Raw genomic sequence first — 21,473 nt, 5'->3', positions numbered from 1 at the left:
TCGAGGCGGCCGGCGCCCGGGTCGGCGCACGCGGGCATGCGGATCGCGCCCGGTGGTCGGCGGCGTCAGGCTCCTTGTTGGTGGTGCGTGAACAGTTGGGTGAGCAGGCGGGTCAAGGTCTGTCTGTCCTCGGCCGAGAGCGGTTGCAGCAGGTCGTCCTGCACCCGGTCGAGCGTGCGATTCATGCGCCGCAGTTGCCGGTGACCCGCGGTGGTGAGGGTGACCCGGTTGCGCCTTCGGTCGTCGGGGTCCGGTGTGCGCTCGACGTATCCCGCCTCGGCCAGTTCGTTGATCGCCGCCACGACGTCGCTGCGGTCCATGTTGCACCGGCGTCCGAGTTCGACCTGACTGGCCGTGCCGAACTCGTCCAGCGCGGCCAGGATCCGGTAGTGGTACCCGCGCGCGCCCACCTCCGCGAAGCCCTCGGACGCCAAGCGGTGGGCGTGCACCGCCACCTGGGTGAGCAGCCAACTCGGCTTCGCGACCATCTGCGCGGGAATCTGTTCCACGCCGGCCACGATACATCGTTGGCATAGCCAATGTTGGCCGCGCCAACGTAAGGGTCGCCATGTCCACGGCCGACGCCATGCGCGCGGGCGGGCGGCGGCGCCGGGCTCACAGCCAGTCGTTGCGGCGGAATGCCCGGAACATCACCGAACACGCGGTGACCATGACCGCCAGCACGGCGGGGTAGCCGTACGTCCACTTCAACTCGGGCATGTGCTCGAAGTTCATCCCGTAGATCCCGACGATCAGCGTCGGGACGGCCAGGATGGCCGCGATGGCCGCGATCTTGCGCATGTCGGTGTTCTGCCGGACGGTCACGCCGGCCAGGCTGGCCGAGAGTATGCCGTCCAGCAGTTCGTCGAACGCGGCCAGCCGCTCGCGGACCTGGGCCAGGTGGTCGGCGACGTCGCGCAGATAGGCGTCGAAGCCGGTGCCGACACCGGGCAGCGTGCCGCCGGAGAGCCGCTCCAGCGGCCGTGCCAGCGGCAACACCGCGCGCTTGAACTCGATCAGTTCGCGCTTGAGCTGGTAGATGCGCTCCGCGTCGTTGCTCGGCCGGGGCGCGAACACGTCGACCTCCAGCCGCTCGAAGTCGTCCTCGACCTTGTCCGCGACGCGCAGGTAGTCGTCGACGACCCGGTCGGTGATGGCGTGTACGACCGCGGCCGGTCCGTGCGCGAGCATCGCCGGGTCGGCCTCCAGCGACTGGCGCAGCTCGACCAGCGGCGGCGCGCTGCCGTGTCGGACCACGACGACGAACTTCTCGCCCGCGAAGACCATGATCTCGCCGGTGTCGACCACCTCGCTGGTCGCGGTGAGCGCGTCGTGCTCGACGTACACGATGGTCTTCAGGACCAGGAACAACGTGTCGTCGTAGTACTCCAGCTTGGGTCGCTGGTGGGCCTCGACCGCGTCCTCGACGGCCAGCGGGTGCAGGTCGAACGCGTCGGCGATGCCGGCCAGGTCCTCGGCGAGCGGGGCGTACAGCCCGATCCACACGAACGTGTCCTCGCCGGCCTCGGCCGCGTCCAGCGCGTCGCGCAGCGCCACCTTGCCCGGACGCCGCACACCCTTGTCGTAGAGCGCGCAGTCCACCACGACGGGCGCGCGCGAGGCCCCGGCGTCGGGCGCGGGGACCGCGCCGCCGCCTTGCCGGAATCGCCTGGGCGTGCGCCACGAGCTCATCGGTTCCTGCTCCCGGATCGAAAGTGTCCCCGCCGATGGTAGGCGCCGCCGACGCCTGCGGTGCGGGGAGCGGCGAATCGGTGCGGACGGATCGGTGCGAGCGAATCCTGCGGGTCCGGTGCGGGTGGGGCTTCCGGTGCGAGTGAGGTGTCCGGTGCGGACAAACACTGGCCGGAGGAACGCCCGGAGGACTGTCCGGAGCACTGGTCCCAGGAATGACCGGAGGAGCGCACAGCGGCGCCGACCGCGAAGCGGGCCGGCGGAGTGGGCAGCCGAGTCGACCTCGCGGTGAACGTGGAGTGAACGGCAAGCCCGGCCGGCAAAGGCCGCCGGCTCCGGTGCACCCCGGCGTGTTGCTAGATTGGCCCCGCCGCAAGTGACTGCGGCTTCCGCCTATTTTGGGGATCCCGTGCCGCACAGCACCACCGTGTCCATTCCGGAAATCGACCTCGCGGCCGCTCGGGCGGAGTACGCCGCCCTGGCGGCCGAGGGACTGCGCCTCGACCTCACCCGAGGCAAGCCCTCGCCGCAGCAGTTGGACCTGGTCAACGACCTGCTCACGCTGCCCGGCGGAGAGGACTTCAAGGCCGCCGACGGTACCGACTGCCGCAACTACGGCGGGCTCAACGGGCTGCCCGAGCTGCGCGCGATCTTCGCCGACCTGCTCCAGGTACCGGCCAAGCAACTGCTGGCCCTGGGCAACGCGAGCCTGACGCTGATGCACGACGTGATCGCCAACGCGCTGCTGTCCCGGGTGCCCGGGGCGGAGCGCCGCTGGGTGGACGAGCCCGAGGTGCTGTTCCTGTGCCCGGTGCCCGGCTACGACCGGCACTTCGGGGTGCTGGAGCGGTTCGGCATCGGCATGGTGCCGGTTCCGCTCACCGGCGCGGGTCCGGACATGGACCAGGTGGAGGCGCTGGTCGCCGCCGATCCGAGGATCAAGGGCATGTGGTGCGTGCCCAAGTACAGCAACCCCACCGGGGAGAGCTACAGCGACGAGACGGTGCGTCGGCTGGCCGCGATGCCGACGGCGGCCCCGGACTTCCGGCTCTTCTGGGACAACGCGTACGCCGTGCACCACCTGACCGACACCCCGGTCGAGCTGCTGTCGATCCTGGACGCGTGCGCCGAGGCCGGGAACCCGGACCGGGCGTTCGTCTTCGGCTCGACGTCGAAGATCAGCTACGCGGGCGCCGGCGTCGCGTTCGTCGGTGCGTCCGAGGCCAACGTCGCCTGGCTGACCGGGCTGCTGGCCAAGCAGACGATCGGCCCGGACAAGATCAACCAGCTCCGGCACGTGCGCTTCTTCGGCGACACCGAGGGCGTGGTGGCGCACATGCGGCTGCACCGCGACCTGCTCGCGCCGCGGTTCGAGGCGGTCTACGAGGAGCTGGAGCGCGAGCTCGGCCCGCTGGGCATCGCCACCTGGACGCGCCCCGAGGGCGGCTACTTCGTCAGCCTGGAGGTGCCGGACGGCTGCGCCGCCGAGGTGGTGCGGCTGGCCAAGGAGGTCGGCGTAGCGCTGACCCCGGCGGGTGCTGCCTTCCCCGGCGGGAACGACCCGCGCGACCACCAGATCCGGCTGGCGCCGAGCTACCCCACGGTCGACGAGGTCCGCCGCGCGATGCGAGCCGTCGCGATCTGCGTCAAGCTGGCCGCCGCCGAGGCCGCCGCAGCCTGACCCCACCCGCCCCGTCGCGCCACCCCACCGGAGTGGACCGGCGCGACGGGGCGGATGGTGCCGGTGCCTTCGGCCGGACCTGGGCTTGGGGATCGTGCTGTCGGAGCGCACCCGACCGACGGCCATCCTGATCTCGTGTCGGCGCGGCGGGAGCGCGGCCGACGCGTGCCCTCCGCTGCGACCGGGTGCCCGGCAACCTCTGCGCCGGATCGACCTCCGCCGATGGCGAGCACGACCTCGCGTCGGCACGGCAGACATACGGCCGCCGCGAGTCTCACCTGTTGCCTTCGGGAGGGCCGGGGGCTTGGTGATCGTGGCGTCGGATCGACTCCGTCGACGATGCGCGGATCTCGCGTTGACGCGGTGCGTACGGCTGACGCGAACGCTGCCTTCGGCCTTCGGCTGAACCGCGCCTCGCGATCTCCGCCCCGCGTGCTCGCCTCGATGGACGCGGTAGCAGTCCCGCTGCCGGCACCACGATTTCGAACGCCGCGGTCCTGGTCGCCGCGGAGCGCGACCCGGACGCCCCGAGTGAGCTTCGCCGGCCCGAGCGTCGGCTCCACCGGACCGCCGCCGCCCGGCACCGGCCTCGCTGCGACCGAGCCCGCGCCGCCGGTGTCGTCGGGTCCGGATACCCGATTTTGCTGGGCCCGGATACCCGAGCCGCATGCCCGCGCCCCGGCCGGCGAAGCCCGTTCGACCTCCCGGAGCGCGGCTGCCCGGGACCCGGCCCGACCGCGGCTGCCCGGGACCCGACCCGACCGGGGCTGCCCGGAGCCGGCCCGACCGCGGCCGAGCCCGCGCCGCCGGCGGTGTCCTTGGCCCGGGGTCGGACCGGAACGCTCGCGCCGGCGACGCCCATTCGGCTTGCGGGTCGTGGTTGGGCGGGATCCGCCCCGGCTGAGGTGCCGTTGAGGGTGCGTCGTGTCGGATGGCCCGGTTTCCGAGGGGGCGCCGATGGCGGCGATCGCAGGTCGGGTGCGAGATGGGCCGCTGAATGGGTGAACTTTTGTTGCCCGGCCGACCAGTTGGGGAGGGACCCATCGGAACGAGGTTCCACCGCGCCCCGGTTGTGTCGCCGACCGATCGGGGGCGGGGGTCCACTGATCTCGAACTCGCCTGCGCGGAGAGTTCGTTGCCCGGGAATCGGAGAGCATCGATGCGCTTACTCGAACACTTCGGCCGAATCACCCTGACCGTCGGTGTCGCCCTCGCGCTGGGCGTCACCTGCGTCACGAGTGCCCAGGCCGCCACCGGGACGCTGACCTATGTGTCGGTGACCGGGGACGACTTCACCCTGTCCGATCCGGAGAACGGGGAGTGCTACCTGCTGTTGCACGGGGCCACGTGGGTGGACAACGGCACGGACACCCACGCGCAGTTGTACGGCGATCGGGGTTGTGAGGAACCCATGGCATCGCTCCCGCCGGGCACGGCGGGGGGCTTCGATCCGACGGTGCCGCACAGCGTGCGGTTCGGGTGATCCGACCGGGTGTCGGGGAGGAGGTGTGCACGGACGCGTCCTTCCCGACACCTGGCGGGTGGTTGCTTGACAGAGCACTGGCTAACGGTGTTAGCTCTGCGGCGGAAGGCATCACCACACGGACGCATGGGGGAAGACATGACGGAGTTCCTGGAGGTCGACGGCGGCCGGCTCGCCTACGACGTGAGCGGGCAGGGTCGATTGATCGTGCTCGCACCCGGCATGGGCGACACCAGATCGGCCTACCGTGAGGTCGCCGAGCGACTGAAGGCGTCCGGATACCGGGTCGCCTGCGCGGACCTGCGCGGCCACGGCGAATCCACCGTCGGATGGGCCTCCTACACGCGTACCGACACCGCCGGCGACCTGCTCGCGCTGATCCGGCACCTGGGCGGCCCCGCCGTGATCGTCGGCCACTCCTTCTCCGGCGGCTCGGCCACCATCGCCGCCGCGCGGGAGCCGGAACTGGTCGACGCGATCGTGGAGATCGCCCCCTTCACCCGCGCCCAGAAGGTCGACGCCAAGGCCCTGCTGCGCAACGGCCGCTACCGCAAGGGCATGACCCTGCTCATGGGCGCCGCCGTACTGCGCAATGTCGGCCTGTGGAAGCGCTACCTCGACCACGCCTACCCGGATCCCAAGCCCGCCGGCTACGCCGCACACGTCGCCACCTTGGACACCGAACTGCGCCGGCCCGGCCGGATGGCCGTGGTTACCAAGATGGGCCAGTCCGCGCCCACCGATGCCGGCGCCGTGCTGGGCGACATCCGCTGCCCGGCCCTGGTGATCGAGGGCACGCTCGACCCCGACTGGCCCTCCGCCGAGGCCGAGGGCGCGGGCATCGTCGCGGCCATGCCCGAGGGCCTGGGCCGCCTCGAACTGGTCGAAGGCGCGGGCCACTACGCCCACGTGCACTTCCCCGACCGCGTCGCGGAAGCCATCCGAACCTTCCTCGCCGCCGAGGTCCACAGCTGACCGACCCCCCGACCGCGCGTGGTGACCAGGCGTCCCGATTCGGCGTCCGCGCCCGACCGCACCTCGAACCCGGCATCGCGGGGCCCCGCACCCGGACTCCGTGTCCCGCCCCCGAGCCCGTCCGCCCGTCCTGCTCCCCGCTTCCGCTCCCCGTCTCCCGAATCAGCGCTCCCAGCCTTCGGCGAGTACGCCCCACAGCGCGGGATCCTCGAAGCCTAGGGCCCACAGGCCGCTGCCCCGCACACCGTGTGTGCGCATGATCGCCAGATGGGCGGCGACACCCTTCGCGTCCTGGTACCAGACCTCGTGGGTGTGTCCCTGGTCGACGTAGGTGAAGTGCGGGGTGCCGGATTCGGGGTCGAGGCGGTAGGTCGCCTTCTTGTCCAGGCGCAGCGCCTCCGCCTCCAGGGTGGTCAGGTGTCTGGCGCGGTCGGTGGAACCGACGGTCCAGTCCCAGCCGTACGCCGGCAACGCGACCTCGATCCGGTCGACCGGGACGGCGTTCGTGGCGTGGCGGAGGAACTCGTCGTACCACGCGAGGGAGGACAGCGGTCCGGGTGCGCCCTCGGCGTGGTGCAGGTTGTAGCCCATGATCCGCAGGCGGTCGACGACGCCGCCCAGGTGCGCGTAGTCGTAGGCGTGCCCGGAATCGCGGGTGTAGGGCATCACGGTGACCACGCACTGTTTGCCGATGGTGTGGAGGCGTCGACACAGCTCGCTGGCGAGGGTGTTGTAGCCGAGGCGGACTTGCCCGCGCAGGTCCTCGTCGTCGGTTTCGGCCATGCGTTCGTAGTCCAGGTCGACGCCGTCGTAGCCGGGGCTCTCGGCGAGGCGGACGAGGGTGTCCACGTGTGCCGTGCGGCGGGTCGGATCGTTCAGGAGGTCGGCCATGGCCCGGGCGTCGAGGGTTTCGGTCACGGTGGGCACGACCTTGATGCCCCGGCTGTGGAAGCCCTCGACGATGCGCTGGTCGCCCGCTCCGGGATGGGGAGCGATGGTGGTCTCGGACGTGGCCTGGTACCAGAACGGACTGACGGTGTGCAGTTGGGCGGCATGCGCGAGCGCGTCCTGGTAGGCGGCTTCGCCGCCCCAGTGGGGCAGCCAGGCCGAGGTGACGCGTGCGGGTGCCGGCGCCGGTGCGGCGGATGGCGCGGGTCGAGAGCCCGGTGCGGCGGCGTCGGTCCCGGCGCCCGCGATGCCGGTCGTCAGTACGAGGGTGGCGGCAAGGACGCCCGCGAAGCGCGTGCGGTTGGCCGAGGCTGTGCTCATGCCCCGACCCTGTTGCACACCGGCGGTGTCCGACACCCGGCCCGCCGACGAAGGCCGGAATCGGACCGATCGGCCCAACCGATCGGCCCGACCACCCGCCCGCCGCGCCGCGCGGCCGGGTGGTCCCGTACGGGACGAGTCGTGGATGCTCACCGGCCGCGTCTTCCCAGGCGGCCCGAGTCCCCACGACCGCGCCTCGGATGGCCGGCGACACGTCCGCGGCTTCAGGACCGCGCGGCCTCGCGGCCCTGTCCCCGCAGTGCCCGGGCGGTCCCGGACGCCTGGGCGGCGATCGCGGGGATGCTCGAGGTGATGAACGACCCACCGCCCGCCAAGTCCCCGACCACATGCAGGTGCGGGTCGACGGGGACCAGCCCGCCGGCCGGATGGCGCGTGGCCAGTCCGCTGTCCACCAGGGAGCGCACCAGTTGCCGGGCCGCGGCGGGGACGGAATGCGGTGCCGGGTTCACGGCGTTGACGACGGTCGTCGTGGTCCGCTCGCCGCTGCCGGTGCGCACCCGGAACCGCCCGCCTGCCGGCTCGATCGCGTCGACGCCGCGTGTGACGGCGAGTTGGCCGGAATCCAGCAGCCCCATCAGGATGGACGCGTTCACCGGAACCATGGGCGACACCACGCTGTTGACCGTGCGCACGTGGCGGCGCAGCCACGTGCGGTCGGCCTCGGGCAACAGCCGCCAGGCGTAGGGGCCGACGCTGTGCGCCGCCTCCTGTAGGACACGGCGGCCGACTCGCGGATCGTCGATGGACGCGATCTGGCGCCGGAGCCGCCGGACCGGATCCTCGGTTGCGGCGCTGCCCAACACGGCGGCGAACTCATCGAAGTCCTCGCCCACTTCCGCGAGTTCCTCGCGCATGAGGCCGATGAGGTCGTCGAGCGAAACGTGCCCCCGCGCCCGGCGCAGCTCGGTCACCCGGTCGGCGGTCACGTGCCGCGGGCGCCTGTCGGTCGGACGCTGCCAGACGTGCGGCAGCACTCCGCCGCGCGAGAGCATGGTGATCCGGCCCGTGTGGCCGCGTGCGGCCAGCGCCACGACGACGTCCACGGCGGTCAGGCCGCTCCCGATGACCGCCACTTCGTCCTCGGCCCGAACGCGGCCGAGTGTGTCGGCGAGCGGGTAGGGGTCGGCGGTGAAGCCGGGATTGCCGGCGAGACCGTAGAGGTCCGCGGGTGTTCCACCACCCACACACAGCGCCACGTCGGTGACTTCGTGTTCCTGCGCGTCGTGTGTACGCAGTACCAGGCGGGCGGCGGAACGCACAGCCCCGGTCACCCGGGCACGCACGAGGCGTACCTCCCAGCCGTGTTCGCCCAGGGCCGCCATGGCCTTCTCCGCGGTGTGCTCGAGGTACTCGCCGTAGAGCGCCCGGGGGACCAGCGGCCGGCCCAGGAGCTTGTCGTCGTGGTCCGCGCCGCGTTCGCCCAACCAGGCCGCGTAGTGGCCGAAATCGCCGTTGCGGATGGACATGATGGCCGGTGGCGCGTTCACCAGGACCGCGTCCAGGTCCGGGCCGTAGGGCCGTCCCCGCCACGGATGGGGTGACGGGTCGAAGACGGTGACCGTTCCCCTCGTGTCCGCGGCGGCGCCGCTTCGCGCGGCGGTCGGGGCTAGGGCGTCCAGGAGGCCGACCGCTGCCGCGCCGCCTCCGATGATCGCGATGTCCATGTTCTCCCTCTCCGGTGGTCGTGTCATCGACCTTGGCGGGAGCTGTCCGCCGGTCCCATCCCGCACGGACGGGTGATCGGCCCGGAACAACCCCCTCGAACGGGGGGTTTACGCCGGGGAGGGCCGGCGGGCAGGCTGACCCGCGGAGGGATACCCATGAGCGAGCCACGCCGACCGGTGCCGTCGTTCGGCGAACGGGCGGTCGACGCTGTCGAGTTGTTCCGGATGACCTCGGCCGGGCTGCGGCGGCGGGTGCCGTTCGACTGTGCCGTGTGGACCGCCGCCGACCCCGAGACCGGTCTGATCACCGCGCCGATGCTGGTGGAAGACCTCGGTTCGGGTGAGGGCTGCGCCGCGTACTGGGAGAGCGAGCTCCTGGAGGAGAACGTCCTGCCGTTCCGCGACCTTGCCCGCGCGTCGGTACCGGCCGCCGCGTTGCGCGCGGCCACCGGAGACCTGCCCGGCCGTAGCACCCGTTTCCGACGGCTGTTGGCCAAGGGGGGTGTACACGACGAACTGCGCGCCGTACTGCGGATCGGGGATCGGCCGTGGGGCCTGGTGAGCCTGTTCCGCACCGCCGACGCCTTCCGCCCCGACGAGACGGCGGTGCTCGCCGAGTTGTCCCGCCCGATGGCCGAGCGGCTGCGCGGGTTCGCCAGGCCGGCCGCGTCCGTACGCGCCACCGACGCCCCCGGGCCCGGCCTGATCCTGTTCGACGAGTCGGGGGAGGCCACGTCGATCAACGACGCGGCCCGGCAGCACCTGGCCCTGCTGCCGGAGGGGCCGTCCTTCCCGTCACCGCTGGGTCTGCGGCTGCCCATCTGGGTGATCGGTACGGCCCTCCAGGCGCGGGCCGTCGCCGACGGCCGCGAGCACGGCGACGCGCGCATCCGTATCCGGACCGCGGAAGGCCGCTGGCTGACCTGCCATGCCTCGTGCCTGACCGGCGTCGGGGGCCGCCCCGGTCCGGTGGCGCTCGTCATCGAGACCGCCACGCTCGCCGACCTGTCGGTCCTGATCGCCGAGGCGTACGGCATGACCTCACGTGAACTCCAGATCACCCAGCTCGTCGCACGCGGGCTGACCACCGCCGAGATCGCCGCGACGCTGTTCATCTCCCCGCACACGGTTCGCGACCACCTGAAGACCGTCTTCACCAAGGCGGCCGTCTCCAGCCGAGGCGCGCTGGTGGCGCGCCTGTTCACCGAGCACTACTGGCCCGCCCTGCCGAAACGAGGCGCCTGACGGGGCGAGCCGACCGTGCGACGCCCGGTCGTGGGCGGGCAAGAATGCCCCTGTGCCGCTTGTATCGTGACGGCGGGTCGCCGCGCGCCGGCGGCGACGGCCAGCGCCTGCGAGTGAGGGGTCGCGCAGATACGCGCATTCGACGGCAGTGATGTCGTGGTCGGGCTCGATTTCGGAGGCACCACCTTCAAGTCCGCGCTCATCGAGCGGGACGACACCCACGAGTTCGTCGGCCGACACCGGCCCGAGCGCGCGGGGGGCCGAAGAGGTCCTGGCCGGCATCCTCGACCACGCGGCGGAGTCCGTGGCCGAGGATGCCGGTGGGGCGCGGTGGTGCGTGCGGTCGGGGTCGCCTCGTGTGGAGTGGTGGACGAGGCGGCGGGGGTCGCGGCCTTCTCGGCGGCCTACAAGTGGCGCGACGTGCCGCTGCGCGAGCGGCTCGGGCTGCCGGTGGCGCTCGGGCACGACGAACGGGCCGGCGGCGTCGCGGAGGCGCGGTTGGGCGCGGGCGTCGGGTACGACGTGTTCCTGTCCGTGCGATCGGCACCGGTGTGGGGGCGGCCGTGATGATCGGCGGTCGCCCGTTCGTCGGAGCGCACTGGCAGGCGGGCGAGATGGGGCACATGGTCCTGCGCCCGGGCGGCAGGCGGTGCGGGTGCGGGCAGCGCGGGTGTGTCGGCACCGTGGCGGCGGGCCCGCCATGGAGCGGCGATACGGCGAGCTCACCGTCGCCCCACGCGCGGCGTCGACACCGACGGCGTGGCCCGCCTCGCCGCCGCCGACGACCCGATCGCGGGTCGGGCATGGGCCGAGATGGTCGACGGGCTCGCGGAGACCTTGGCCGCGTCCGTGTCGATGCTCGATCCCTCCGCCGTGGTCCTCGGTGGCGGGATCGCCCGCTCGGGCGAGTTGTCGTCGCGCCCGCGGCGCGCGGAACTCGAACGGCGCCTGACGTTCCGGGTGATGCCGCTGCTGCCGGCGCGCTTCGCGAACGAGTCGGGTTCGCTGGGCGCGGGGTCGCTCGCCTGGGACCTGTCGGCCGCCCCGCCCGCGCCCGCCCCGCCCGCGCCCGCCCCGCCGCGTCGGCCCCGAGGGCGAGCAGGCGCGAGTCGCGGTTGGCGGGGGCGCGTTCGGGGTGGGTGTGCACCGACAGCCGACGAGCGACGGCCATCGGAAACGGCCTCGCGCGGCGATGGCGGCTTGCCATTGGCCGCGTGGGCGCGCGGATCGGGGTCGCGGACACAGGGGGAGCGGGCGCGCGGATCGGGGTCGCGGACAAAGGGCGCGCGATCGCGCGTGGATCGGGGTCGCCGGACAAAGGGCGAGCCGATTCGTCGTGTTCGAGAATTCACCCTCGGCACGAGCGCCCGGCCCGTGCCCGGCCCGAGTCGACCGGGCTGCCGGGGCGGGAGGCACCGCCCGGCCCGCCGTGCTGCCGGGTCGGGGAGCACCGCCCGGGTCAGCGGCTCCGGAGGCGGGTGATCGCCTCGGCCTTCGGGGTGTAGGCGCGGGGCAGGCGCAGGCCGGCCGTCAGGGCCGCCAGCACCTCCTCCTCCGCCCGGTGGTAGGCGAGCGCGTCGGCGAGCAACGTGTCCGCGTCGGCGGCCGGCAGCGCCACCGCGCCGCCGTCGTCCAGCAGGATCGGATCGCCGTCCGCGAGCGCGGTGTCGCCGATCTCGATCGGACCGCCGATCTCCGCGACGTGCACCGCGCCCCCCGGGCCGGCCGTCGCCTCCGCCAGCGCCCACAGCCGCAACCCCAGCCGGGCCACCGCCGGTATGTCCCGGACGCTGCCCTCGACCAGCGCGCCGACCGCCCCTCGGCCCAGCGCGGCGGCGGAGAGGATCTCGCCCCACACCGCACCGGGAGCCGCGTCCGCGCCCGCGATCACCACGACCCGCCCGGTCAGGTCCTCCGCGAGCAGCGCGTGCAGCGGTTTGAGGCCGTGCGCGCCGGCGCCGGCCGCGATCCGGACCGTGCGGGCCACACCCAGAACCGCCGCGTCGCCGCGATGGAACGGCCGCAGCGGCGGGGTCAACCAGCCCGTGCGGCCCCGGAGTTGGAGCAGGTCGGCGAGTGCTGCGGTGGCAGGCGGCGACGATGTGCCGGTCACGGTGTGGTCCTCTCGGTCAGCAGGAACTTGCGGATCTTGCCGACGGAGGTCCTCGGCAACTCGGCCACCCGCTCGAAGCGCACCGGGCGCTTTGCCTTGGCGAGCCGCTCGGCGCACCAGTCGGGGAGATCGTCGAGCGCGGCCGGGCCGGCCTCGGGCACCGCAACCACGAACGCGACCGGCACCTCGTCGCGCACCTCGTCCGGCGCGCCCACCACGGCCGCCTCCAACACCGCCGGATGCTCGGCGAGTACCGCCTCGATCTCCACGACCGAGACGTTCTCCCCGGCGACCTTGAGCACATCGCCGCGCCGCCCGGCGAAGTGGAAGTAGCCCTCCCGGTCCACCCGGGCGCGGTCGCCGGTGACGAACCAGCCGTCCCGGAAGGCGGCGGCCGTTGCGGCCGGGTCGTCGAGGTAGCCCGCGAACAGGCTCACCCCGGGCTCGCCGCCGACCACGATTTCGCCGTCCGCCACCGGTGCCCCGGTGGCCGCGTCGTGCACGGCCACCACGCAGCCGGGGGTGGGCCGACCCATCGAGCCCGGGACCGGCGCGCCGGCGGGGTTGCTCAGCACCGCCGGGATCGTCTCGGTCATCCCGTACAACTGGCGCGGTCGACAGCCGCCGAGCAGCGCCGCGAACCGCTCGTACTGGTCGTCGGTGACGTTCTGCGCGTACCAGCAGTGCCGCACCCGCAGCCCGGGCGGCGCGTTCCGGGCGCCGGTGCGGGCCAGGATCATCCGGATCGGCGCGGCGAACAGGCTCACGTGGGTCACCTCGTGCCGCGCGGCCTGCGCCACGAACCGGCTCGCGGAGAACGCGGGCAGCAGTACGACGCTCGCGCCGACGGTGATCGCGGCGGCGAACGAGTAGTACTGCGCGTTCGCGTGGAACATCGGCAGTACGACGAACTGGCGGTCTGTGGGCTTGAGTTCGGCGGCCTCGGCCATCACGGTGCCGGTGAAGGCATAGTTGGCCTGGGTGACCATCACGCACTTGGGCTCGGCCGTGGTGCCGGAGGTGAACATCAACCCGGCCAGGTCGTACGGGCCGGGTGCGGGCGTACCCGCGCTCGGGGGCCGGCCCAGCAGGAGCGTCAGGTCGGTGTCGTCCTCCGTCACCTCGACCACCGTCGTGCCGGTCTCGGCAGCGGCCGCCCGGTAGTCGGCGGCCCGTTCGGGCGCGCAGAAGCCGAGCCGGGCCTCGGTCCGGCGCAGGTGCGCGGCCAGTTCCGGGGTTCGCGCGGAGGGGTCGGAGCACACCATCGCCGCGCCCAGGCGGACCAGCGCGAGCCACAGCGCGACGTACGCCGGGCAGTTGCGCAGCGCGATGCCGACCCGGTCGCCGGGCCGGACACCCCGGGCGATCAGCCCGCCGGCCACGCGCGCGACGAGGGCGTCGAACTCGGCGTAATCCCAGCGCGTCACCGCCCCGTCGGGCGCTTCCCAGATCAAAAAGGGCGCGTACGGGTGGGCCGCCACCGTGTCGGACCAACGCGCCGCGAAGGTGGGCGGAACGGACGCCATGGCGACCTCCAGAACATCGACCAAGCAAGCGAAAAACCGAAAACCAACACCAGCCAAGCCTCGCAGTCCACCCCCATACCCGCCCCGCCCACACTCACCCGGATCCACACCCGCCTGCCCCAACCAACGCCCGTCCCACGGACCCACACCCGACAACCACAGGCCGACCGGTCACCACGCGGCGCGCGACCCGAGCCGCGCGCCGCGATCACCCCGAGCCGGCGCCTACACCGCGCTCACACCCGCATTCGCACCCACACCCACACCCACACCCACATTCGCACCCACACCCACACCCACACCCACACCCACACCCACACCCACACCCACATTCGCACCCACACCCACACCCACACCCACACCCGCACCCGCAGCACCCGTCTCCCCGACCGGGGTCCCGTAGCCGCCGCCGCCCGGCAGCTCCAGTCGCACCACGTCTCCCGGCTGGAGGGTGATCCGAGCCTGGGTGCGTACCGGTTCGCCGTTGACCAGGAACCGACCGGTGGCGCCCTCGCCGCCGCCGAAGATTCCGCGCGGGCCGCGGGCGAGTCGGCTGGCCACCGCGTTGAGGACCCACGGCGAGGGCGAGTCGACGGTGAACTCGATGGTCTGGCCCATCCCGCCCTCCTGCGCGCCCGCGCCGCCCGAGCCGCGGCGAAGCTCCTTGCGCAGGAAGCGGATCGGGGCGGACGCCTCGACCACCTCCAGCGGTACCGCGGAAACCCCGGTCGGATACGACGTGGTGGACAGGCCCGGCTTGCCCGCCCGCGCGCCGACGCCGCCCGCGTAGGTGAACATCGCGGTGATGAACGGCTTGCCCTCCGCGTCGTGCCCGCTCACCTGCATCGTCCACACGGCCGCCGAGCCCTCGGCCATCACCGCCTCGGGCAGCGCCTGCGACATCGCGTTGAGCAGCGGCATCGGCAGGAACATGCCGACCACGTGCCGCGCGGTGCACGGCGACGGGGACACCGCGTTGACGATGCTGCCCAGCGGCGCCTCCACCTTGATCGGCGCGAGCGACCCGGCGTTGTTGGGCACGTCCGGGTTGAGCAGGCTGCGCAGGGTGAACGTGGTGTAGGCGTGCGTGTAGTTCTTGACCACGTTGATCCCGAACGGGCTCGCGCCGGACGAACCCGCGTAGTCGACCAGGATCTCGCCGGCGTCGGGGTCGATGGTGACCGCGACCTTGATGGTGATCTCCGAACCGTCCGCGAGGTCCAGGATCGACGCGGCCTCGTACGTGCCGCCGGGCAGCGCTCGGATCGCCCGCCGGGTGGCCTCCTCGGAGCGGCGGATGACCTCGTCTCCCAGGTCCTCGATGTCATCCAGCGCGTACGCGTCCAGCAGCGTCTTCAGCCGTGCCGCGCCCACCTCGCCGGAGGCCATCTGGGCGTGCAGGTCACCGGCCATGTGAGTGGGCTGCCGGACGTTGGCGAGCACGAAGTCCCAGACCGGCTCGTTGCGTTCGCCGCCGACCATGAGCTTGCTGATCGGGATCCACAGGCCCTCCTCGAACACGTCCCGGGCACCCGCGCCGATGCCGTAGCCGCCGACGTCGGTGTGGTGGATGGTCGAGCCGAAGAACGCGATCACCCGCCCGCCGCGCCAGACTGGCACCAGGACGGTGACGTCGAGGAGTTGACCGGCGGTCTGGTACGGGTCGTTGGTCACCAGCACGTCGCCGCGGGTCAGCGAGTCGACCGGATGCCGGTCCAGGATGTTGCGACACGCGATCGCGAGCGAGTTGATGTGGCCCGGTGTACCGGTGACGGCCTGGGCGACCATCCGGCCGCGCCGGTCGAACAGCGCGTTCGCCAGGTCGCCGGCCTCACGCACGATCGGGCTGAACGCGGCCCGCTGGAGGGCCTTGGCCTGCTCGTTGACGGTGGCGACGAGGGAGCCCCACAGGACCTCCAGCTCGATCGCGTCGAAGGTACGGGTCACGCGGATCCCTCCTCGGTCGTGGCGGTCGTGGTGGCAGCGGATGTGGTGGCAGCGGATGTGATGGCGGTGGCGATGATCGAACCGTCCGGCGCGACCTCGCAGGACCAGCCGTCCGGGATGACCGATGTGGTCTCGCGTTCCTCGACCAGCGCCGGTCCGACGAAACGATCGCCCGCCCCCAGTTCGGCGCGCCGGTGGACCGGTACGTCCACAGCGGGCGTACCGAGCCGGAAGCGGGCCGCGCGACGCCGGTTCGGCGTGGGGCTGCCCGTCCCGACCGGCACCGTGGGCACCTCGAAGCCGGGTGCGTCCGACCACGCGGCGACCCGCCAGGTGACCACCTCGACCCCGACGTCGGGGATCCGCAGGCCGTAGATCTTCTGGTACTCGGTGTGGAACTGCTCGACGGTGTCCGCGAGCGAGGTGGGCCACGCGTCGCCCTCGCCGACCCACAGGGTGATCTCGTTGCCCTGGCCCTCGTAGCGGGCGTCCAGGCCGTAGCGGAAGCTCACGTCGCCCGCCTGCGCACCGGCGGCGGCGAGCACCCGGCGCGCCTCCTGCCGCATGTCCGCGAGCAGCGTGTCCCGGTCGGCGGACACGCTCTCGTCCAGGGTGCGGACCATGCTCCGGGCCAGGTCGATGCGGACCGGGCTGACCAGGGTGCCGAACGCGGACAACACGCTCGCGTTGACCGGGAAGATCACCCGAGGTGCCTCCAGGAGCGTGGCCACCCCGCACGCGTGCACCGGTCCGGCGCCGCCGAACGCGATCAGCGCGACGCCCCGCAGGTCGATGCCGCGCTCCACCGCGTGCATCCGCGCGGACGCGGCCATGTTCTGGTTGATCACCTCGTACACCCCGACCGCGACGTGATCCGCGTCCGAGCCCGCGCCGAGCCGCTCGGCCAACGGCGCGAACGCGGTACGGGCGGCGGGGAGATCGAGCGGCATCTCGCCGCCGAGGAAGTACTGCGGATCGAGCAGGCCGAGCACCAGGTCCGCGTCGGTGGTCGCCGGGATGGTGCCGCCCCGGGCGTAGCCGACCGGGCCCGGGTCGGCGCCGGCGGAGTCCGGGCCGACCTTGAGCAGACCCAGTTCGTCCACCCGGGCCAGGCTTCCGCCGCCCGCGCCGATCTCGACCAGGTCGACCGAGGGGATCGAGCAGGGGTAGCCCGAGCCCTTCTTGAACCGGTAGACCCGGGCCACCTCGAACGCGTTGGTCAACTCCGGCCGGTAGTCCTCGATCAGACAGGACTTGGCGGTGGTGCCGCCCATGTCGAAGCAGAACAGCCGCTCCTCGCCCAGCCGTCGGGCGTACCAGACGCCGGCCAGGGCACCTGCGGCCGGACCGGACTCGACCAGTCGGATCGGTACCCGGCGGGCGTCGTCGGCGGAGACCACGCCGCCGTTGGAGAGCATCATCAGCACCGACGCGCCGAAGCCCTCGGCGGTCAGCCACTCCTGAAGTTCGGCCAGGTAAGGGCCGATCACCGGCATGGTGGCCGCGTTGCACGCGGTGGTGACCATGCGCGGGTATTCGCGGATCTGCGGGGTCACCTCGTGCGACGCGCACACCGGCACCGACAGCCGCTTGGCCAATCCCTCGGCCACCGCGCGTTCGTTGGCCGCGTTGGCATACGAGTTGAGCAGGCACACCGCGACGGCCTCGACGTCGTCAGCGGCCAACCGCGCTGCCAACGCGTCGAGTTCGGCCTCGGCGGGTGCGGTACGGACCTCGCCGGTCGCGGTGGTGCGCTCGTCGATCTCGAAGACCAGTTCGCGCGGGATGGGCGGGGCCGGGAACTCGATCTGGAGGTCGTACATGTCGTAGCGGTGCTCGTTGCGGATCTCCAGCGTGTCGCCGAAGCCCGAGGTGGTCACCAGCGCGGCCCGGCCGGTCTTGCCCTCGATCAGGGCGTTGGTGATCAGCGTGGTCGCGTGCACGATGGGCCGGGTGATGTCGGCCGGGGTGATGCCGGCCTTGGTCAGTGCGGAGGTCACGCCCACGCGGACCCCGCCGAGCGGGGCGGACGGGGTGGTCAGCGTCTTCTCGACCACCACGCGGCCGGTGTCGGCATCCAGCAGGACCACGTCGGTGAAGGTGCCACCGATGTCTACGGCAAGGCGCCAGTCGGTCACGTCAGGCCTCCTCTTCTTCTCGGTGTGTCCGGAGTGTTGTTTCGGTGTGTCGGGGCGCGTCCACGCGTTCGGCGCCCGTGCGGCCGCCGCGCACGCGATCGGCGCCCGAGCCGGTGGCGTTCATCCGCTCGGCGCCCGGGCCGGCAGCGCGGTCACGGCCGGCGGGTCGGACACCGGTTCGGCGTCCTCGCGGCCCGCCGTGGCCTCCCCGGCGGCGTCCAGGTGCCACAACCAGTCGGCGGGCAGGTCGTCCACGTGGTAGATCGCCTCGACCGGGCAGACCGGCTCGCACGCGCCGCAGTCCACGCACTGCTCGGGATGGATGTAGAGCATGCGGTCGCCCTCGTAGATGCAGTCGACCGGGCATTCCGCCACGCACGTAAGGTCCTTGACGTCCACGCAGTTCGCGCCGATGACGTACGTCACGCGGGATCACCTCCGGCCGATCTCGGTTCGGGCACCGTCCAGGTGTCGCCGCCGCCGAGCAGGTCGGCGACACTGCCCGGCCCGCGCTCGGCGAGCGCGCGCCGGCCCTGTTCGAGCACCTGGCGGTCGTACGCGGGCCGCCGCACGCTGCGGAACACCCCGATCGGGGTGGGTCCACCCGCCTCCGGCAACCGGGACAGCGCGAACGCGGGCACCGGGTCGGCGGTGTGCGCGTCGTGCGTCACGGCGGTGTCCTCGGGACCGCCCGGCCGCAACCCGCCGCCCGGGTCGCGCACCACCGTGCGGGCGCCGTCCGGCCCGTAGCGCATCGGCTCGCCGTGTTCGAGCCGCAGCAGGAAGTCGTCCCGAATACCGGGCGTTTTGAGCTGCTCGAACGCGCCGTCGTTGAAGATGTTGCAGTTCTGGTAGATCTCCACCAGTGCGGTGCCCTCGTGCGCCGCCGCCGCGCGCAGCACCGAGGTCAGGTGCTTGCGATCGGAGTCGATGGTGCGGGCGACGAAGCCCGCCTCGGCGCCGAGCGCGAGCGAGACCGGGTTGAAGGGGTGGTCGAGCGAGCCGGCGGGGGTGGACTTGGTGATCTTCCCGGCTTCCGAGGTCGGCGAGTACTGACCCTTGGTCAGGCCGTAGATCCGGTTGTTGAACAGCAGGATCTTCAGGTTGACGTTGCGCCGCAGCGCGTGGATCAGGTGATTGCCGCCGATCGAGAGCGCGTCGCCGTCACCGGTGACCACCCAGACACTCAAATCCGTTCGGGAGACGGCCAGTCCGGTGGCGATCGCCGGGGCACGGCCGTGGATCGAGTGCATGCCGTACGTGTCCAGGTAGTACGGGAAGCGGCTGGAGCAGCCGATACCCGAGACGAAGACGATGTTCTCCCGGCGCAACCCGAGTTCGGGGAGGAAGCCCTGTACGGCGGCCAGGATCGCGTAGTCCCCGCAGCCGGGACACCAGCGCACCTCCTGGTCGCTGCGGAAGTCGCGGGCGGACAACGGTTGTTCAGCCGTCGGCCCGGCGTTGGTCAGGAGTGGTGACTCAGACATCGGCGGCGACCTTCTCGATCGCGGTGCGCAGTTCGGCCACCTTGAACGGCATGCCGCGCACCTGGGTGAGGGATTCGACGTCGACCGGGTACCGGGCACGCAGCAGGTGCGCGAGCTGACCCAGATTCATCTCCGGGACCAACACCCGCCGATACCGGGCGAGCAGGTCGCCGAGGTCGGCCGGCAGCGGGTCGAGATGGCGCAGGTGGGTCCGGGCCACCGAGCCGCCCGCCGCGCGAACCTCGGCGCACGCGGCGGCGATCGGCCCGGCCGTGGAGCCCCACCCGAGCACCAGTACCTCGGCGGTCCCGTCCGGGTCCTCCACGGTGAGCGGCGGCAGATCGCGGGTGATCCCGTCCACCTTGGCCCGCCGGGTGCGCACCATGTACTCGTGGTTGGCCGCGTCGTAGGAGATCTCGCCGGTGCGGTCGGCCTTCTCCAGGCCGCCGACCCGGTGCTCCAGACCCGGCGTGCCGGGTACCGCCCACGGCCGTGCCAGGGTGTGCGGATCGCGCAGATAGGGCTGGAAACACGGCCGGCCGGCCGCGTCGACCGCGTTCGGCCCGGTGGCGAACGCCGGGTCGATCGTCGGCAGTTCCTCCGAGTCCGGGACTGGCCACGGCTCGGATCCGTTGGCCAGGTAGCCGTCCGAGAGCAGCACGACCGGCGTACGGTAGGTGACCGCGATCCGGACCGCCTCGACCGCCGCGTGGAAGCAGTCGCCGGGCGAGGAGGCGGCCAGCACCGGGACCGGCGACTCGCCGTTGCGCCCGTACAACGCCTGGAACAGGTCGGCCTGTTCGGTCTTGGTGGGCAGCCCGGTCGAGGGGCCGCCGCGCTGGACGTCGACGATCACCAGCGGCAGTTCGAGCGAGACGGCCAGTCCGATCGTCTCCGCCTTGAGCGCGAGCCCGGGGCCGGACGTGGTGGTCACTCCCAGGGCGCCGCCGAAGGCCGCGCCGAGCGCCGCCCCGACACCGGCGATCTCGTCCTCGGCCTGGAACGTGGTCACCCCGAAGTGCCGGTGCCGACTCAGCTCGTGCAGGATGTCGGAGGCCGGAGTGATCGGGTACGAGCCCAGGAACAACGGAAGTTCGGCCCGGTCGGCGGCGGCGATCAGCCCGTAGGCGAGGGCGCGGTTGCCGGTGATCGTACGATGCCGACCGGGAGTTCGCGGAGCGGCCGAGACCTGGTATCCGCCCGCGAACGACTCGGTGGTCTCACCGAAGTTCCAACCCGCCGTGAACGCCGCGACGTTGGCGTCGGCCAGTTTCGGTCGGGCGGCGAACTTCTGCCGCAGGAATGCCACCGTGGCCTCGGTCGGGCGGTGGTACAACCACGACACCAGGCCCAGAGTGAACATGTTCTTCGCCCGCTCGGCGTCCTTGCGTGGCAGTTCGAACGCGCGCAGCGCCTCGACGGTCAGGCCGGTCAACGGCACCGCGTGCAGCCGGTATCCGGCCAACGAGTCGTCGATGAGCGGGTTCGTGCCCGCCGGGTAACCCGCCTTGACCAGATTGCGCGGGGTGAACTCGTCGGCATCCGCGATGATCTGCGCACCACGCGGGAGATCGGGCAGGTTCACCCGCAGCGCGGCCGGATTCATCGCGACCAGCACGTCGGCCGCGTCGCCGGGGGTGGTGACCCGATGGTCGGCGAACTGCACCTGGAAGGCGGAGACGCCGTGCAAGGTGCCCGTCGGGGCACGGATCTCGGCCGGGAAGTCGGGAAAGGTGGACACGGCGTTGCCGAACAGCGCGGTCTGCGCGGTGAACCGATCCCCGGCAAGCTGCATGCCGTCGCCGGAGTCACCGGCGAACCGAACGACCACCCGGGATACGGATATGACCTGTTGAGACATGATCGCGACTCCTGATCACAGGCATGGCGAAGACAACACCTGGCACAAAAGAAAGAAAAAACCCGGGACGACCAACCAACCCAACCCGCCCGCCCCCACCACCCAACAACCAAGCCGCCCTGCACCCATCAACCCGGTCCGGCACCATCCACCCGGTCCGGCACCTTCTCAGCCCGTCCGGCGTTTGAGGACAAGCGGGCCGCAGGCCGGCCATGCATGCGGCGCGGCCCGTTCACCGGGTCCGGCACCATCCACCTGGTCCGGCACCATCCACCCGGTCCGGCACCTTCTCAGCCCGTCCGGCGTTTGAGGACAAGCGGGCCGCAGGCCGGCCATGCACGCGGCCCGGCATCCATCCAGCCCCCCGGCGC

The 21,473-nt window shown here is 72.3% G+C and carries 17 protein-coding genes and 1 pseudogene; 7 read left to right on the top strand and 11 right to left on the bottom strand.

The annotated features are described in order from the left end of the window. Positions 1–65: 65 nt before the first annotated feature. Together ACIBSV_RS38140 and corA are read right to left on the bottom strand one after the other, a co-directional pair. Positions 66–509, bottom strand: a complete 444-nt coding sequence (locus ACIBSV_RS38140; protein ID WP_395871449.1) for a MarR family winged helix-turn-helix transcriptional regulator — start codon at positions 507–509, stop codon at positions 66–68. A 106-nt stretch (positions 510–615) separates the two neighbouring features. Continuing rightward, positions 616–1,692 (bottom strand): magnesium/cobalt transporter CorA, encoded by a 1,077-nt coding sequence (gene corA / locus ACIBSV_RS38135; protein ID WP_395871446.1) that lies wholly within the window; start codon positions 1,690–1,692, stop codon positions 616–618. Between the two features lie 427 nt (positions 1,693–2,119). Here corA and ACIBSV_RS38130 point away from each other — a divergent pair, with 427 nt between their 5' ends. The 3 genes from ACIBSV_RS38130 (at position 2,120) to ACIBSV_RS38120 (ending at position 5,831) form a co-directional block, all read left to right on the top strand. Then, entirely contained in the window at positions 2,120–3,373 is a 1,254-nt protein-coding gene (locus tag ACIBSV_RS38130; RefSeq protein WP_395871444.1) for an aminotransferase class I/II-fold pyridoxal phosphate-dependent enzyme, read from the top strand. Between the two features lie 1,159 nt (positions 3,374–4,532). After that, positions 4,533–4,856 carry a hypothetical protein gene (locus ACIBSV_RS38125; RefSeq protein WP_395871442.1) on the top strand — a complete coding sequence of 108 codons (324 nt, stop codon included), beginning with the start codon at positions 4,533–4,535 and terminating at the stop codon, positions 4,854–4,856. Positions 4,857–4,994: 138 nt separating this feature from the next. Next, a complete protein-coding gene (locus ACIBSV_RS38120; RefSeq protein ID WP_395871440.1) occupies positions 4,995–5,831 on the top strand; it encodes an alpha/beta fold hydrolase in 837 nt (278 codons plus the stop codon). 162 nt (positions 5,832–5,993) lie between these two features. Here the strand turns inward: ACIBSV_RS38120 and ACIBSV_RS38115 are convergent, their stop codons facing one another. Together ACIBSV_RS38115 and ACIBSV_RS38110 are read right to left on the bottom strand one after the other, a co-directional pair. After that, a complete protein-coding gene (locus tag ACIBSV_RS38115; protein ID WP_395871438.1) occupies positions 5,994–7,100 on the bottom strand; it encodes a glycosyl hydrolase family 18 protein in 1,107 nt (368 codons plus the stop codon). 224 nt (positions 7,101–7,324) lie between these two features. Beyond that, positions 7,325–8,785, bottom strand: a complete 1,461-nt coding sequence (locus tag ACIBSV_RS38110; RefSeq protein WP_395871435.1) for an FAD/NAD(P)-binding protein — start codon at positions 8,783–8,785, stop codon at positions 7,325–7,327. Between the two features lie 156 nt (positions 8,786–8,941). On the opposite strand from ACIBSV_RS38110, the gene ACIBSV_RS38105 reads away from it, so the two are divergent. The 4 genes and pseudogenes from ACIBSV_RS38105 (at position 8,942) to ACIBSV_RS38090 (ending at position 11,512) form a co-directional block, all read left to right on the top strand. Next, positions 8,942–10,030, top strand: a complete 1,089-nt coding sequence (locus ACIBSV_RS38105; RefSeq protein WP_395871433.1) for a LuxR C-terminal-related transcriptional regulator — start codon at positions 8,942–8,944, stop codon at positions 10,028–10,030. A gap of 330 nt (positions 10,031–10,360) precedes the next feature. Next, entirely contained in the window at positions 10,361–10,597 is a 237-nt protein-coding gene (locus tag ACIBSV_RS38100) for a hypothetical protein (protein WP_395871431.1), read from the top strand. Then, a pseudogene (locus ACIBSV_RS38095) lies at positions 10,597–10,668 on the top strand (hypothetical protein); the annotation flags it as partial. The gene ACIBSV_RS38100 and the pseudogene ACIBSV_RS38095, both read left to right, overlap by 1 nt. A 34-nt stretch (positions 10,669–10,702) precedes the next feature. Continuing rightward, positions 10,703–11,512, top strand: a complete 810-nt coding sequence (locus ACIBSV_RS38090; protein ID WP_395871429.1) for an ROK family protein — start codon at positions 10,703–10,705, stop codon at positions 11,510–11,512. Here ACIBSV_RS38090 and ACIBSV_RS38085 read toward each other — a convergent pair. From ACIBSV_RS38085 to ACIBSV_RS38055, 7 genes are all read right to left on the bottom strand, one after another. Beyond that, positions 11,490–12,143 (bottom strand): RraA family protein, encoded by a 654-nt coding sequence (locus tag ACIBSV_RS38085; protein WP_395871427.1) that lies wholly within the window; start codon positions 12,141–12,143, stop codon positions 11,490–11,492. The genes ACIBSV_RS38090 and ACIBSV_RS38085 overlap by 23 nt on opposite strands. Further along, positions 12,140–13,669, bottom strand: a complete 1,530-nt coding sequence (locus ACIBSV_RS38080; protein ID WP_395871425.1) for a class I adenylate-forming enzyme family protein — start codon at positions 13,667–13,669, stop codon at positions 12,140–12,142. The genes ACIBSV_RS38085 and ACIBSV_RS38080 overlap by 4 nt, the downstream gene beginning before the upstream one ends. Before the next feature lie 225 nt (positions 13,670–13,894). After that, entirely contained in the window at positions 13,895–15,616 is a 1,722-nt protein-coding gene (locus ACIBSV_RS38075; protein WP_395871423.1) for a hydantoinase B/oxoprolinase family protein, read from the bottom strand. Further along, a complete protein-coding gene (locus ACIBSV_RS38070) occupies positions 15,613–17,754 on the bottom strand; it encodes a hydantoinase/oxoprolinase family protein (RefSeq protein WP_395871421.1) in 2,142 nt (713 codons plus the stop codon). The genes ACIBSV_RS38075 and ACIBSV_RS38070 overlap by 4 nt, the downstream gene beginning before the upstream one ends. 120 nt (positions 17,755–17,874) lie before the next feature. Next, a complete protein-coding gene (fdxA, locus tag ACIBSV_RS38065) occupies positions 17,875–18,180 on the bottom strand; it encodes a ferredoxin (RefSeq protein ID WP_395871419.1) in 306 nt (101 codons plus the stop codon). Next, positions 18,177–19,241 (bottom strand): 2-oxoacid:ferredoxin oxidoreductase subunit beta, encoded by a 1,065-nt coding sequence (locus tag ACIBSV_RS38060; protein ID WP_395871417.1) that lies wholly within the window; start codon positions 19,239–19,241, stop codon positions 18,177–18,179. Before ACIBSV_RS38060 ends, fdxA begins: the two co-directional genes overlap by 4 nt. Then, positions 19,234–21,102 carry a 2-oxoacid:acceptor oxidoreductase subunit alpha gene (locus ACIBSV_RS38055; protein ID WP_395871415.1) on the bottom strand — a complete coding sequence of 623 codons (1,869 nt, stop codon included), beginning with the start codon at positions 21,100–21,102 and terminating at the stop codon, positions 19,234–19,236. Before ACIBSV_RS38055 ends, ACIBSV_RS38060 begins: the two co-directional genes overlap by 8 nt. Between the last annotated feature and the right edge of the window lie 371 nt (positions 21,103–21,473).

Source organism: Embleya sp. NPDC050154 (assembly GCF_044460165.1).
GTDB lineage: Bacteria > Actinomycetota > Actinomycetes > Streptomycetales > Streptomycetaceae > Embleya.
This window is presented reverse-complemented; position numbering and strand designations above follow the sequence as displayed.

What these genes read in the sequence shown, in the direction of transcription:
- corA (WP_395871446.1), bottom strand. Translation starts at nt 1,692, where the DNA reads ATGAGCTCGTGGCGCACGCCCAGGCGATTCCGGCAAGGCGGCGGCGCG.
- ACIBSV_RS38125 (WP_395871442.1), top strand. Translation starts at nt 4,533, where the DNA reads ATGCGCTTACTCGAACACTTCGGCCGAATCACCCTGACCGTCGGTGTC.
- ACIBSV_RS38120 (WP_395871440.1), top strand. Translation starts at nt 4,995, where the DNA reads ATGACGGAGTTCCTGGAGGTCGACGGCGGCCGGCTCGCCTACGACGTG.
- ACIBSV_RS38115 (WP_395871438.1), bottom strand. Translation starts at nt 7,100, where the DNA reads ATGAGCACAGCCTCGGCCAACCGCACGCGCTTCGCGGGCGTCCTTGCC.
- ACIBSV_RS38110 (WP_395871435.1), bottom strand. Translation starts at nt 8,785, where the DNA reads ATGGACATCGCGATCATCGGAGGCGGCGCGGCAGCGGTCGGCCTCCTG.
- ACIBSV_RS38105 (WP_395871433.1), top strand. Translation starts at nt 8,942, where the DNA reads ATGAGCGAGCCACGCCGACCGGTGCCGTCGTTCGGCGAACGGGCGGTC.
- ACIBSV_RS38080 (WP_395871425.1), bottom strand. Translation starts at nt 13,669, where the DNA reads ATGGCGTCCGTTCCGCCCACCTTCGCGGCGCGTTGGTCCGACACGGTG.
- ACIBSV_RS38060 (WP_395871417.1), bottom strand. Translation starts at nt 19,241, where the DNA reads ATGTCTGAGTCACCACTCCTGACCAACGCCGGGCCGACGGCTGAACAA.
- ACIBSV_RS38055 (WP_395871415.1), bottom strand. Translation starts at nt 21,102, where the DNA reads ATGTCTCAACAGGTCATATCCGTATCCCGGGTGGTCGTTCGGTTCGCC.